Source organism: Dyadobacter psychrotolerans, from assembly GCF_004349265.1.
Lineage (GTDB): Bacteria > Bacteroidota > Bacteroidia > Cytophagales > Spirosomataceae > Dyadobacter > Dyadobacter psychrotolerans.
Genome location: NZ_SMFL01000007.1, coordinates 1 through 13,764 on the forward strand (window position 1 = coordinate 1; position 13,764 = coordinate 13,764).

General features: G+C 36.5%; 12 protein-coding genes. 1 reads left to right on the top strand and 11 read right to left on the bottom strand.

From position 1 onward, the window contains the following. Positions 1-226, bottom strand: a 226-nt coding sequence (gene tnpA / locus E0F88_RS18915) for an IS66 family insertion sequence element accessory protein TnpA (protein ID WP_131959853.1), incomplete at its 3' end; no start/stop codon positions are given. A gap of 234 nt (positions 227-460) precedes the next feature. Here tnpA and E0F88_RS18920 point away from each other — a divergent pair. Continuing rightward, the gene (locus E0F88_RS18920) at positions 461-754 is read left to right on the top strand and encodes a T9SS type A sorting domain-containing protein (RefSeq protein ID WP_131959854.1); all 294 of its coding nucleotides are present in this window, start codon (positions 461-463) and stop codon (positions 752-754) included. Positions 755-832: 78 nt separating this feature from the next. On the opposite strand, the gene E0F88_RS18925 is transcribed toward E0F88_RS18920, so the two are convergent. The 10 genes from E0F88_RS18925 to aspS all read right to left on the bottom strand — a co-directional run bounded on the left by E0F88_RS18925 (position 833) and on the right by aspS (position 13,712). After that, positions 833-1,669, bottom strand: coding sequence for a glycosyltransferase (locus E0F88_RS18925; RefSeq protein ID WP_131959855.1), 837 nt, complete (start codon positions 1,667-1,669; stop codon positions 833-835). 86 nt (positions 1,670-1,755) lie between these two features. Continuing rightward, positions 1,756-2,712, bottom strand: coding sequence for an NAD-dependent epimerase/dehydratase family protein (locus E0F88_RS18930; RefSeq protein WP_131959856.1), 957 nt, complete (start codon positions 2,710-2,712; stop codon positions 1,756-1,758). A gap of 103 nt (positions 2,713-2,815) precedes the next feature. Next, the gene (locus tag E0F88_RS18935; protein ID WP_131959857.1) at positions 2,816-3,931 is read right to left on the bottom strand and encodes a glycosyltransferase family 4 protein; all 1,116 of its coding nucleotides are present in this window, start codon (positions 3,929-3,931) and stop codon (positions 2,816-2,818) included. Beyond that, positions 3,928-4,836, bottom strand: coding sequence for a glycosyltransferase family 2 protein (locus E0F88_RS18940; RefSeq protein ID WP_131959858.1), 909 nt, complete (start codon positions 4,834-4,836; stop codon positions 3,928-3,930). Before E0F88_RS18940 ends, E0F88_RS18935 begins: the two co-directional genes overlap by 4 nt. Positions 4,837-4,873: 37 nt before the next feature. After that, a complete protein-coding gene (locus tag E0F88_RS18945) occupies positions 4,874-5,611 on the bottom strand; it encodes a glycosyltransferase family 2 protein (protein ID WP_131959859.1) in 738 nt (245 codons plus the stop codon). Between the two features lie 3 nt (positions 5,612-5,614). Next, positions 5,615-6,553, bottom strand: coding sequence for a hypothetical protein (locus E0F88_RS18950; RefSeq protein ID WP_165940108.1), 939 nt, complete (start codon positions 6,551-6,553; stop codon positions 5,615-5,617). Positions 6,554-6,994: 441 nt separating this feature from the next. Beyond that, entirely contained in the window at positions 6,995-8,296 is a 1,302-nt protein-coding gene (locus E0F88_RS18955; RefSeq protein WP_131959861.1) for a lipopolysaccharide biosynthesis protein, read from the bottom strand. A gap of 114 nt (positions 8,297-8,410) precedes the next feature. After that, positions 8,411-9,478 (bottom strand): Wzz/FepE/Etk N-terminal domain-containing protein, encoded by a 1,068-nt coding sequence (locus E0F88_RS18960; protein WP_131959862.1) that lies wholly within the window; start codon positions 9,476-9,478, stop codon positions 8,411-8,413. An 18-nt stretch (positions 9,479-9,496) separates the two neighbouring features. Beyond that, entirely contained in the window at positions 9,497-11,839 is a 2,343-nt protein-coding gene (locus tag E0F88_RS18965) for an SLBB domain-containing protein (protein ID WP_131959863.1), read from the bottom strand. A gap of 112 nt (positions 11,840-11,951) precedes the next feature. Beyond that, entirely contained in the window at positions 11,952-13,712 is a 1,761-nt protein-coding gene (gene aspS, locus E0F88_RS18970; RefSeq protein ID WP_131959864.1) for an aspartate--tRNA ligase, read from the bottom strand. Positions 13,713-13,764 lie beyond the last annotated feature (52 nt).

Below are 13,764 nucleotides of genomic sequence, written 5' to 3' on the forward strand. Positions count from 1 at the left end.
TTGGGTAGACAATCTGGCAAGAATCATTTGATGCGGATTGTTGGCCTGATATCTGAACAAAGCCACCTACCTTTTCGACAGGCAACCGCGCGGCCAACTTTTCTTTTCCCGCCCAGTAACCAAATTTGGCTACCGTGATGCCATGTGGCTTGCAAAATTCACTCTGGGTTAGCCCACTTTTACGCCATTCCCTTACTAATTTGAACATCTCTTCCGACTGATCCATTTTGATTGGTTTTTAAGTCAAAAGTAAAAACCACGTTTCTCTTAAGAAATATGTGGTTCATAGGATGCTTACACTGAAACGAATAGTGAAAGGTTTCAGATTCAGCATAGTATAAACGGTAAAGAATGGAACTTACTCCATACCGTATTAGCCTATGGTAACAGCCTTAGTCAAAGGAAATACAATTTCGTACACGCTAAACCTGCTATAAGTAATAATTATTACCGTTTAAAAATGATAGATAAGGATGAGTCATACACTTATAGTACAATAGCTCATGCTTATATTCAAGAGACGAAAGACTTAAACTTTTTTCCTAATCCTGTTTCGGATTTCTTGACTGTCAACATTACAGATTGGTCAAAAGTATCAGTTGAAATATACAATATCTTTGGAAAAATTGTATTCAGATCTAGTCACCCAACTAAAAACATTGATGTAAGAATGTTGCCTCGTGGAGAGTATTTAATAAAAATTAAAAAGATGAGTGCGCTTCCGTTATCTCACAAAATATTGATCGAGCGTTAAAATCAGGACGGAGTTGATCCATACTTTGATTTCGTAATTGACAGCAAAATACAACCAGCAGTCCTTTTGTTGAACTATTTATTTTTTGTTATTTCTTAAGAAAAATAAATATACAGGTTGCAAAATGGATTTAGGAAGTATCCTGGATGGAATTCTAGTGAAAATCGATATAAGTTGTTGTGAAAAATTAAGAAACCCGAGTTTTCTAGCCTCGGCTAGAAATTGTAATTCGTATTTGAGATAAGTCCAACCTTGGCGACGACCTATCATATCATTACCAATTCTGCAGTGCACTAATGATATCTTTAGGTTTTCAATTTGATATCCTTTTTGTAATAATGTTATCCAAAGAAAATAATCGTCAAAGTTGACAAGATCTACACGGTAGCCACCAACTTTTAGAACATCGGATTTGCGAAATACTACGGAAGGGTGATTGATGGGATTACGAAATTTGGCCCATTTTCTGATTTTATCAATAGATGTCGGTGGCTGGCGATAAATACCTAGGTCGCCTGGAAGATGATTGAATTCCTGCGTAGCGGATCCAAGGGCAGACAATGAGGGGTTAGCATGCATAATAGGTATCTGCTCGTGAAATCGCTGCGGATAACATATGTCATCTGTGTCCATCCGGGCAATAAGCTCATGATCGCACTCGAGAATACCTACATTACAAGCGTTCGCCAACCCACGATTTTCAGGGAGTTGTAATATCTTAAAACTTAGAAATTTAGGTTTGAATCGGGCAACTACATCCAATAATTCATCGCGAACAGGACCGTCTATAACAAGAACTACCTGTGGAACTGGTAAAGTTTGCTCCAATAAGCTTTCGAAACATTGTGTAAGAACTTTTGTATCTTCTTTAAAGTATAGTGGCAGTAAAACTGAAAATTTAATGGCTGATGTCATTTACTGAATAATTATTATTATAATAGACTGCACAAGCAATAAGACTGATCGAAAATCCATCCTTATTTGGCACTTAGCACCAAATCTTATGACTCTTTATTTACACCTATGTAGCCATTATCTTGAAAATGCTTCATCATAATGGATAACCCGGTTTCGAGATTTATTTGGTTTTTTAACTCAAATCTTTTCAGCAGCAGGGTTATGTCAAGTACATTTTCCGGTACGTCAAAATCACGACTTTCCAGATAGTTTATTTTGACGCTGGGATTAACCTGTTCTTTTATAAAATCCAATATGTGGTTAATCGAAGTTCCTACTCCGCTTCCTAAATTATAAACCAATTCAGGTGTTTCGATCTTGATTGCTTTAATAAGAGCACTTGTCACATCATTGATGTAAATATAATCACGGATTACCTCACCATTTCCCCATACTTGAATGATTTCCTTACGAAAGGCTTTGTGAAGAAATATAGGTATTACACCCTGCTTTCCAAGTGGATTCTGCCGTTCACCATAAGGATTGGATAATCTAAAAATGCATGCATTCAAGCCCCAAAGCTTGTTATAAAGTGAAATATAGCTTTCAATAGTACGCTTGGCAATGCCGTACGAGCTTATTGGATTCGATGGGTGTGACTCAGACAATGGAAGGTGTTCAGGAATGCCATAAACTGTTCCTCCGGAAGAAATAAAAACAATTTTCTGGATTGAAGCCTGAATACATTGTTGTAACAGAATGATACTGGGAATTACATTTGACTCAATGTCATATGAAGGATTTAATACCGAATTAGAAGGAATTGTAGAACTGACAAGATGATATACAAAGTCAATGCCCCTGAGCGCCGAAGCAATGTCAATAGGGTTCGAAAAATCTCCCTCACAAATCTCAACTTTATGAATAAACGATATAAGATTTCTCTTATCAAAATTACTAATGTCGAATATTCTAACCTCGTAATCATCTGATAGTAAACCTTCGGCTAAATGAGAGCCAATGAAACCTCCACCGCCGATGACTAGACACTTTCCTTTCATGATTTATATTTAATGTTTCGTTATCAGTTTAAGAATTAGCATTTTGCAACTTTGGATATAATCGGGACTTATTTATGCAATAGTATAAGAAACTCAAACTAATTTATATTTCCGATAAATATAATTGTTCATACTTGCTAGCCATAATTGTCGCATTTATTTGATTCTCAATCACGTTTCTACATTCCCTTCTAAGTTTATTGTAATCCTCCTTCAGGATCAAATCCATTTTCTTTGCAAGTGTGATATAGTCCGATGTGGGAAAAGTATAAGGCCAGGAAATAATATCTGCAACTAGTTCCTTGTGGGGATCTATGTCGGATAAGATAACGGGAATTCCACAGCCCATTGCCTCCATCACGGATGTAGGAAGACCTTCGGAAAAAGATGAAGCGATATAAAAGTCAGATGCCCTCAGATAATTCAGTGTCTCGGGTCGGTTACCCAGAAATATTATATTTTTGCTGTCCTTTGCAGCGGTCTTACATTCTTGCATAAGGGGACCATCTCCAATAATAATCATAGTAGAATTTGACTTACTTTGTGATTCTATAAATGCCTTAATGACGGTGACAGGATCCTTTCTATATATCAAAAGTCCCACAAATAAGAAAATAGTACTGGGGATGGGTAAAGCGAGTTCTTCTCTGAGTTTCAATTTTTCTTCTGTTGTTGCTGGCTGGTAACTCTCTTTGGGTATTCCGTTATAGATAACTTTCAAGTCGGCGCCATATCTATCATTTACTTGTTTGGCAACAAATTTAGAGCAACCGACAGCGTCTTTTTTTCGAATTGCGGAAATGTGAAGGCTTGCCATTATACGCCCATATATTTTTCCGTACAACATTGTGTAGTCATCGAAAATATTACTATTAATAGTAGTTACTATTTTCAATTTATTATTCTTGTTTCTTCTTGTAAGCCAATCTCCTCTAAATCCATTTATGTGAACAATATCAATTTTATTAGATTTTACAAAATTAAAAATCTTCGAGGTTGCCCAAAAAAAGCCTTCAATTCTGGATAAATTTAACTTATGGATTTCAACCTCTAATAACTCGAAATCATGCTCTAGACTATGATGATTTGGGTCTTCGGGACTTAGCGTTAGTATAACAGGATAGAATTTGGATCTGTCAAGCTTTGAAATTAAATTGTATAAAACATTTGTAGGGCCAAGTCTTCTCAATGTAGACACTACATAAAGTATTTTTTTCATTGTCTTTTTTTTATATATCTAACTACGCGATTTACATCAAAGGAATATACCATCTTTTCATAAATACCCATCAAGCTAGATTTAAGATTGGTGGAATTACCTGTAATATATTTTAGGTAGTAAATATTTCGATTCACATACTTCTGATATCGGCCAAATTCATTGTTTTTTTCTAATATAGAATCCCAATTTTCAAGTGCGCTTAATTGAAGATTCTGGTTATCTGCACTAAAATTGCTTTCATGTATGTAACCTATGTATAACGGAGCATTTAAATAAATCGGATTTATGAACTTTTGATATTTAAGGAACATAAGTATCCAGAAGAATTTATCATCTGCACCTTTGTGTTTATTAGTCGTAGGAAAATGGATTCCGTTCTGTACCTTCCGACTGAAGATAACCTGCCCTGGGGAACGTATGAAATCATCAAGAATCAGTTCCTTTAAAGACAGTTTGGGCGATTTGAAGTAAAAAAGATGTTCATTAAATCGGCTATTACTATATTTAATAACTCCATTTAGCAAGATGAAATTATTTTGAAATCTCAAAGAAACAAAGTTTGGATAAAGTGCTTTGTCAATTTCGTCATCCTGATCTATAATATGAATAAAATCCCCGGTGCTGAGATCTAGAGCAATATTCCTTGATTTTGCTACACCCAGATTTTCTTTATTTTTAACTAGTTTAAGATTTATAAGTTTGTTCGATGATAAGTGAGAATTGACTAAGTATTGAATATCCAATTCTCTGGTCTTTGGTGAATCTATTATTATAATTATCTCGAAATTTAGGTCTTCTTTCTCGCAGAGTAAAATTGAGTCATTAATTGACTTGATAAGTCTACCAATAAATTCTTCGCCATTGTAGAATGGTATTATTATACTTAAGGTTTGTTTGCTCATATCATACTAGAATTTCCATCATGGCGATTTTTTCTGTCTATTTGTTAGTGCTCAACTTGAATATATAAGAAAGAGCACTTCGAAATAAGCGATATAAAAATATATATTTAGGTGTGTTTTTATAAAATATTTTAAATCTATCTTTTTCAAAATATTTGTCTACTGTTTTTTTTCCAGATTGTCCATCATCATTAAAAATTGCTATAATGAGATTTATAAACTGGAAATTATATTTAGAATTGAAGAAGATTTGTATATTGAGGTGGTAATCAGCAAATATGATGTATTTAGTATTATAGTTAAATTCGTGAAATACACTAGAAGGATAAAAAATAGCTTGATGGCATATATTTCTGGTTGCCAGTTTTAATTTGTCAAATTTACCGTCATAAATCTTTTGTCTTTGTAAGAATAGTACATTTCCATAATATACGGTTTGTGGATCATCCAAATATTTTGTGATTTCCTCAATTACAGTTTTATCAAAAAGTATATCGTCTCCACCCAAAAAATAAATATAATCTCCTTTGGCTAATGTTAAACCTTTGTTCATAGCGTCGTAAATGCCATTATCCGGTTCGGAAATTAGGATGGAAATTTTTTTTTTGTATTTTTCAAGAATGTCTAATGTTCCATCTGTTGATTTTCCATCTATAACTATATATTCAATTTGTTTATAACTCTGTTCGATTACACTTTTTATAGTTTGTTCGATAGTTTGACTGGCATTGTACACGACCGTGATGATAGATATAGTTGGTTGTGTGCTATTCATATTTCATACATTAATGATTTCGGCTTCACTGGTAATTTCTTTCGAAGTAATTGCTATAAGCGTATCTGTTATAAACATGTTGATAATATACAATATAGGAAAAACTATCAAGATATTGTTAACATAGGTAAACCCAAGCATTGGATCGGTGTCTAATAAGGACAGTTTTATGACTAAATAGGTAAAGATAAATCCGTTTAATGAGGAATATTTTAGTGTCCTTGGCAATATATTGCGCAGGAAAGATATGATAACCCCTAATAAATATGAAAATATTATACTTCCAAAAAAACCGAAATAGATCAAGCCAAAAACATTATGTCGCGCGTTCGGTCCGGATACTGTATCACTTGGGTGATGAATATCTTTTAAAGTTATTCCTATTGCCTGTGGAAGCTCTTTGTACTCGTATATACGAAGTAAGCCAAACGCATCTAAGAATAAAGCTTTAAATGATGGTTCTCCGTCAATGGTAAGGTAAATGTTGTTCGGATAGGCATACCAGTATACGTCTCCGCTGTGGATAAACCTCATCCCTAAGGAGAGCAAAGGATTTATTGTCGAGCTTATTTCATCATCTTTGGAATTTTGTCCAATAATAATGCCTGAAACTAAGATCAGCGAAACAACTAGGATTTTTTTATAGTGCTTTTTAAATATATTCAAGAAGTAGCTGATATCTATGCCGTTCATACTAGAATACACCATATAGCACCAGAAAACGCTAAATGTAATTAAAAAGCTGCTTTTGCTTCCACTCAACAGAAGGGATAGAAAAAGAAATATCATAACTAACCATTTAGGTAAATCAGTAATTTTGGGCAACTTTAAGTCGACGGTATCTAAGAAGTAGTATAAGACGAATATTGATGTAACGTCGGTGAGACGTCCAAGAACACCTTCTCCTGTTCCTTCCGCAAACGTATCAAGTCTTGATGCCATGAAAAGCGGTATACCTTTTAAAATGTATATGGCTGTTTGTGATAGAATGAATACAATTGAAAAAAAGTAAAAGGTTATCTCCTTCTTAGTAGTATTTAAATTTGTGTTGTATATTTTTTTATAGGGGCTTAATAAATTACCATAGGTGTTAGCAATGCTAATTGAGTAGAGACCAAGCCAAAATGAAATTTGAGTTAAAATAAAACTACTGAAAAGATAAAATGAAATATTGTTGGATATGTATAAAAGAGCGACATCAGCGACTGAAAATACAGAAGCAACAACGCTTAGAAGATATGGATCGAACAAAGTTGATATAAATTTCTTAAAAACCAGGAAATGAATTAGTCCTGATGATAGTATCAAACATATGAAAAACCAACTGTAATCGTCTAGTAGCTGGTAGAAATCATAATTGTCCATAATATTAATTGGTATGTATTAGCTATTGATAACTCCGTGCGATTTAATCAATTGGTTCGCGGTTAGGTGAGCGGCTAGCAGTATCGGCAGAACAAGAATCCCACAAACAATAGGTACAGCTGCAATTCCCAATTCGTATTTAAACCCAAGCTTGATCAATGGATAAATAATGATTATGCTAACAACCGAAATTATCACTTGTGTATTTATTTTTTCAAAAGCATTTAAAAATACTGTTCCTGTATATGCAATAGCCTGAACAGAAACCAGGAATGCAAAAGGTATGCAATCGATGGTGGTGATATTTATCTTTCCTTGTGTCCAGACTTGTATAAACCAGGGAGCCATAAATACGACCAGTAACGATCCGACAGCAAATAGCATCGAAATGGTCAGAAGTTTTTTGTAAATCAATTGTAACTTAATGAAGTCACCGGTTTCTCTAAGAAAAGCGATTTCGGACCAAAATACAGTAATTATGATATTAAAGAATGTCATGTATAGTGTGAAAACTCTATTTATCGTATCATAGATGGCTGTTGATGTTGGTGTGAGGTTAGAATATACAAAATAATTCCCCATGGTGTACAATATCAGATTGCTAAGTTGTAAAACAAAAAATCTAATTCCGACCAAGATAGTGTTGTCATAAACTAATTTACTTAAAAATTCTTTTTTTGTAGGAAGTTTGATGTCTGATTTTTTACCAGCAATGTAAATGGTAATTAAGTTAATAAAGGTTTGAATAGCGCTGTATCCAATGGATATTAAAATTAAGTTTTCCTCAATCTCAGTTAAGACAAGAATTCCCACAAAAATCGCCCATAAGGCGGCTCTTGAAAGTGTAAGTATTCCTGTAACATGAACAAGTCTAAGGCCTTGAAGAATTTGTGTGCCTAGACTAAATGGAAAATAAATTATATAAGGCAGATATATAATTAGAGCAATATCTTTGTTTTTCTGCAGTACCTCATTTGTGTTAAGTAAATAGACAAAAAAAGCCAGTATTGCGATTCCAAGTATGCAGTAGTACTGGAATGTAATTCTAAAATGTCTATTTAAGGCTTTTTTATCTCCGTCTGCAAGATAACTGGTCACTCTGTTTCGGAACGCCTGACCAATTCCGAAATCTGAGACGAAGATCCAGCTAACTAAAGAAACTAATGTTACCCATAATCCGTAGTCTTCCTTATTTAGATACCCTAAAAGTATTGGTATCATAATAAAACTTAGAATTGAATTTGAAAATTGAGTAAGGAAGGAAAGCATCACCGACCTGAAAGATTTACTCAGTTTTTCGAAACGTTTTAAAATTTGCATGATAAAAGATTCAGCCTTACAGTGAAAATTTTGATTATGTTAAGTAATGAAAGGCCAGTCTTTTGCAAATAAACGAAGTTATATTCCATTGATAGAATCAACTAAATTAAAGAGTCATCGAAGATTTGGACTAAATGTTTGACGAAATAGTTTCTCTTTAATGAAAATGATATAAAGTAGACAGATGAATGCTCCAAGAAATCCCGAAATAATACCGATTCGTAATCTTTTTGGGCTTGATTTGTTTAAGGAAATTTTGGCCGGTTCTATAACTTTAAACACAGGTTTTTCTTCATTAACTTTGATCTTTGCCTGCTCGTATCTGCGCACTAGGTCAGAATATAGCGACTCTGCCAATACATAATCCGATTGTAAACGTTGTTCCTCGATTCTTGCAACATTAAGAAATGGATTCCTGTTTCTGTCCCGGTAGCTCTGTAGGGCCAACTCTGTATTTCTCAGACGTCTGCGTGAGCTTGTAACCTGTCCGGAAAGCATTTGAACTTCCTGTGTAGCTTTATCCGTCCGATACTCTTCAACGTAGTTTATCAAAAATGTTTTACTCGCTTCGACAACTATTGCGGAAACAATAGGATCTTCGGTTGACGCGGTTACTGTCAGAACACCATTTTTTATATCTATTTCCGAGTTAATCAAAGCAAGGGCACTTTTAATTTTCCTTTCTTCTGCTCTTGAATATGAGATAGCCCCTGGTATTTTGGGCGGAATCACAATTTTTTCCTGAGTATTAGATGAAAACACACCCGAAAGCAATCCGGGCTTAATTGTTTGCTGAAGAAAAATGTCAAGTGATTTGTAGGACTTATTGTCTTGATCAATTACGGGTTGCTGTAATAAATATATGCCTAATAAAGAGCTTTTTAGGATTGTTGGATACAATTCGGGCGCGAGTTTTTCCACTCCGTCACGAAGCATATTGGTGTTTAAAAGTGAGCTTAGAGAGTTCTTTTTAAGTGCACCATACTCGGGAAGAAGTATAATTTGCGAATTATACATTTTCGGCAGAGAAAAACTAAAGGCGACTCCTAATATAGCGCTGACAGCTGATACCGCTATTAGTAGAAGCAAGTTTCTTTTTATGAAAGTAATTAAATCTTTCAATCGAATCTCATTGTTCGGTATTGTCAAACTTTCTTTGTTTATAGTGGCGAATTCAGACATAATTTTCTGATTAATAGTTTACTTAAACAAGCTTATTACAGCAACTGCCATAGTAGTTAGCAATGAGATGAGCGCAATTCGCTCACCGGGAGCGGTTTGGCGATCCTGCTTTTCCTCTTTAATAGGAACGGTAATGATAGAACCAGGCTCAAGAGTTGGCCGCGTTGTAAAAACCAAATACTTTTTGGTTCTGAATGTTCTTCCATTAGGATATGAAACATATACTCTGTTTTTCCATGCGTTCTCTCCATACCCTCCTGCCTGAGATATGTAATCTTTATAAGTGAAGGATGGATCAAAGTTAACAAGGGATGGATTTTGAACCCCGCCCTGAATACGTACCGTTTCAGACTTTCTGGGGATGTATAAAGAATCTCCGTCAATCAATAATAAGTTTGAGGCATGAGAAGGATTTTTTATTATAGCATCCAGATCAACCGCCACAAGTTCCCCCCTTCTAAAAAATCGTGATCCGTGTAGATAAGCACCATCTTTTAAGCCCCCAGCTTTTTGGAATAAATTATTGATCCTCTCATGGTTGGAAACAATGGTATAAGTTCCGGGATAATTAACTTCTCCAAGTACTGAAATTGTTTTTTGTACCTCATAGCGAGGTGACTTGCGAATGTAGATTATGTCGCTAGGTTGAAGTTTAAACTGTTGGTCGCGTGTCGTAATTTTTAGATCCTCTGCTACGTCTATTGTGAAAATCCTTACATTTTGTGAAGCGGTTAATCCAACGGTATCTTCTTTTACCCGACGGGAAACCTCGATCCGATAAGGTATGGCACCTTCAGCATAACCACCAGCTTTAAATATCACATCTGAAATTGTAATACCATCATAATAATCCTGAGTTCCCGGACTAATCACCGACCCGTATACTTGCAAACTGTAGCCTTCCTTTAAATCATCTATTGATTTAATTGTCACGATATCCTCCCTTTGGAGAGGAATATCCTCTATTTGGCCACTTAGCATCTTTTCCAGATCGAAAGCTATCAATTCAGGCCTTAAAGTTTTGCTTTGGCGTTGGATTAGAGCTCTGTTTAAAAATGCATCCTCTCGTATGCCTGCAGCACGTTCGATAAGTTTTTTGACCGTATTCGATTGTTCGTCAATTGCGTATTCACCTTCACGAAAAACAGCACCTTCTATGATAACCCTATTTTCAATCCGGTCTAAAATTTTACCAATCTGATATACATCACCATTCTGTGGTATAAAGCTTTTCACATTTGTTCCCTGAATAGTACCTACTTTTAGTTCACTTCCTGTATTACGGCGAAATTGGATTGATGAAGAATAAGCAACGGGTGTATATCCACCCGCATAACGAAGCAAATCGTCAAATGAATCTCCATCTTTTGCTTCAAATAAGCCCGGGCGCTTAACTTCACCTGAAAGCTCCACCCGAGCTAAAAATGGCCTGATTAAAATAATGTCCTGATCCTGTAATGCAATGTTATCCTGGAGATTTGCATCAACTAAAAATCGGTACAAGTCGATACTTCGGATTGTCTTATTATTCCTTATAATTTCGATGTTACGATAGGAACCGTTGGAATTGGGCCCCCCGGCCTGGTAGAGTGCATTAAATGCGGTAGAAAGCGATGACATTGTGTAGCTGCCTGGCCTGGTCACTTCTCCTGTCACCATTACATGGATGCTTCGCACATTGCCCAAAGTGATTGTCGAATAGGTACCGCCACCAGGTCGATTGAGTGATGAATATGCTTGTCGCAACCGGTTAACAATTCGCTCTGAGGCCTGTTCAATCGTGAGACCACTAACCTGAACTGGCGCTAGGTTAAGCATTTTGACGGTACCTTCCGGACTGATTTTTAGACGAAAATTGTCTACCGAGTTGCCATAAATATCTACAACTAATTCATCCTCTGGTCCAAGAATATAATTTCTGGGTGTAGCAATTCTTAAATTAGGCTCGAATGTCATCGCCGCATTCTCGAAAAAATTAGAGCCAAAAGTTGGTTTAGAGGTAGCGTCTTTTTTTACACTTGCTATTTTCTTATTGACTGTAGCCGTGTCATTATTTTTTCGTGTTTCGTCTATAACCGTTTTACCTACCGTTGCCGGAGCTATTAGAGTTGGAGTTTGCTGCAATTTCTTTCGCATTGCGCTTATCTGATCTAACGTATACCCCTTTTGCAGAGCGGCTTGCTCAATATCCATATCCGACATACCGCTTGCTTTTGCCTTTTTATAGTATTCTACCGCTTGCGAGTTTGAAATTGTGGATGGGTCAATGTCCTGCGCATTAACAATGATTGGAGTAAAAATGATTGAGAAAACAAAAGAAATCCCAATTGTAAATACCTTTCGGAATAATGTGCGATGCATGTAAAGCAGGTAAAAGGTTTGTTCTAACGCGATTAAATTATAAGATATTCTCTGCTATCACATTTAATAATAGCAAATTATAGAAGTAAAGTTAGTAATTAACTACCATAGTCTAGTTTGCTGTTAAAATCGACAACTCCTTCAGCTGAACGTCAGAAATTATAGACGGAGAATCTATCATTACGTCACGGCCTGAGTTGTTTTTTGGGAAGGCAATGAAGTCACGGATGGAATCAACACCTCCGAATAAAGAACATAATCTGTCGAAACCAAAGGCGATACCTGCATGCGGAGGCGCTCCGAATTCGAAGGCGTTCATTAGAAATCCGAATTGTTCCTGTGCTTCCTCAGGAGAGAATCCAAGGATGCCAAACATTTGCTGCTGTAGGTCCTTTTCGAAAATTCTTACAGAACCTCCGCCTACTTCTACACCATTGATTACCATATCGTATGCATTGGCCCTTACTTTCCCTAAGTCGGTATTCAGCAGGCTGATATCTTCCGGTTTTGGGCTTGTAAAAGGATGGTGCATCGCAAACCAGCGGTTTTCAGTTTCTCCGTATTCCAATAACGGAAAATCAAGAACCCAAAGTACACGATAGTCGTCCGGGTTACGGAATCCCAGGCGAGAACCCATTTCAAGACGAACTTCATTCAATTGCTTGCGGGCTTTGTCTGCAACTCCTGACATGATCAGAATCAGATCGCCTGGTTTAGCATCAAAAGCTTCTACCCATTTCTTAAGATCTTCTTCAGAATAAAATTTATCGACAGAAGATTTTATTGTTCCGTCTGCGTTGTAGCGAACATAGATAAGTCCTTTTGCACCGATTTGCGGACGCTTAACCCAATCGGTCAGCTCGTCCATTTGTTTACGCGTGTAAACTGCGCAGCCAGGGGCACAAACGCCCACTACTAAATCGGCATCATCAAATACACCAAAGCTTTTGCCGGAAGTAAGATCAATGTCTTCTCCTTTAAGCTCTGTAAATTTCATGTCAAAACGAATGTCCGGCTTATCCGAGCCATATAAACGCATCGCATCTGCATAGGTCATGCGGGGAACTTCCGGAAGTTCTATGCCTTTAACTTTGCTGAACAAATTACGTATAAGTCCTTCGAACGTATTCAGGATGTCTTCCTGTGTTACGAATGACATTTCGCAGTCGATCTGAGTGAATTCAGGCTGACGATCTGCACGTAAATCCTCATCACGAAAACATTTCACAATTTGATAATAGCGGTCAAATCCTGCAACCATCAATAATTGTTTGAATGTTTGGGGAGATTGCGGCAGCGCATAAAACTCTCCCGGATTCATCCGGCTGGGCACAACAAAGTCACGGGCACCTTCAGGTGTGGATTTGATAAGAACCGGAGTTTCGACTTCTATAAAATTAAGTTCATCAAGATATGCCCTTGTGTGGCGCGCTACCTGATGGCGTAACTGCAAATTTTTACGTACAGCATTTCTGCGAAGGTCGAGATAACGGTATTTCATGCGGATATCATCTCCGCCATCTGTTTCATCTTCAATAAGAAACGGCGGAAGTTTCGCAGCATTTAAAATGGATAGCTCTGAAACCCGGATTTCGATGGATCCGGTAGCTATTTTATCATTTTTGGAGAGACGTTCAATCACAATTCCTTTGGTAGAAATTACAAACTCTCTCCCCAAAGAACGGGCTGTTTCCAAGACACTTGCCGGAGTTTTTCCTTCTTCAAAAAGAAGTTGGGTCAAGCCATAACGATCACGTAAATCCAACCAAACCATTCCACCTTTGTCACGGATACGCTGAACCCATCCGCACAATACAACTTCCTGATTTACATGCTCTAAGCTTAACTCACCACAGGTATGTGTACGTAACATATAATTATTTTAATACTGATAAAAAGAAAGTGCCTGATAATAAATGGCGCAA

Bases quoted from the DNA above. Each gene is read 5' to 3' on its own strand.
- E0F88_RS18960 (WP_131959862.1), bottom strand. From the start codon at position 9,478: ATGTCTGAATTCGCCACTATAAACAAAGAAAGTTTGACAATACCGAAC.
- E0F88_RS18935 (WP_131959857.1), bottom strand. From the start codon at position 3,931: ATGAAAAAAATACTTTATGTAGTGTCTACATTGAGAAGACTTGGCCCT.
- E0F88_RS18940 (WP_131959858.1), bottom strand. From the start codon at position 4,836: ATGAGCAAACAAACCTTAAGTATAATAATACCATTCTACAATGGCGAA.
- E0F88_RS18955 (WP_131959861.1), bottom strand. From the start codon at position 8,296: ATGCAAATTTTAAAACGTTTCGAAAAACTGAGTAAATCTTTCAGGTCG.
- E0F88_RS18930 (WP_131959856.1), bottom strand. From the start codon at position 2,712: ATGAAAGGAAAGTGTCTAGTCATCGGCGGTGGAGGTTTCATTGGCTCT.
- E0F88_RS18920 (WP_131959854.1), top strand. From the start codon at position 461: ATGATAGATAAGGATGAGTCATACACTTATAGTACAATAGCTCATGCT.
- E0F88_RS18950 (WP_165940108.1), bottom strand. From the start codon at position 6,553: ATGGCATCAAGACTTGATACGTTTGCGGAAGGAACAGGAGAAGGTGTT.
- E0F88_RS18965 (WP_131959863.1), bottom strand. From the start codon at position 11,839: ATGCATCGCACATTATTCCGAAAGGTATTTACAATTGGGATTTCTTTT.
- E0F88_RS18945 (WP_131959859.1), bottom strand. From the start codon at position 5,611: ATGAATAGCACACAACCAACTATATCTATCATCACGGTCGTGTACAAT.
- E0F88_RS18925 (WP_131959855.1), bottom strand. From the start codon at position 1,669: ATGACATCAGCCATTAAATTTTCAGTTTTACTGCCACTATACTTTAAA.
- aspS (WP_131959864.1), bottom strand. From the start codon at position 13,712: ATGTTACGTACACATACCTGTGGTGAGTTAAGCTTAGAGCATGTAAAT.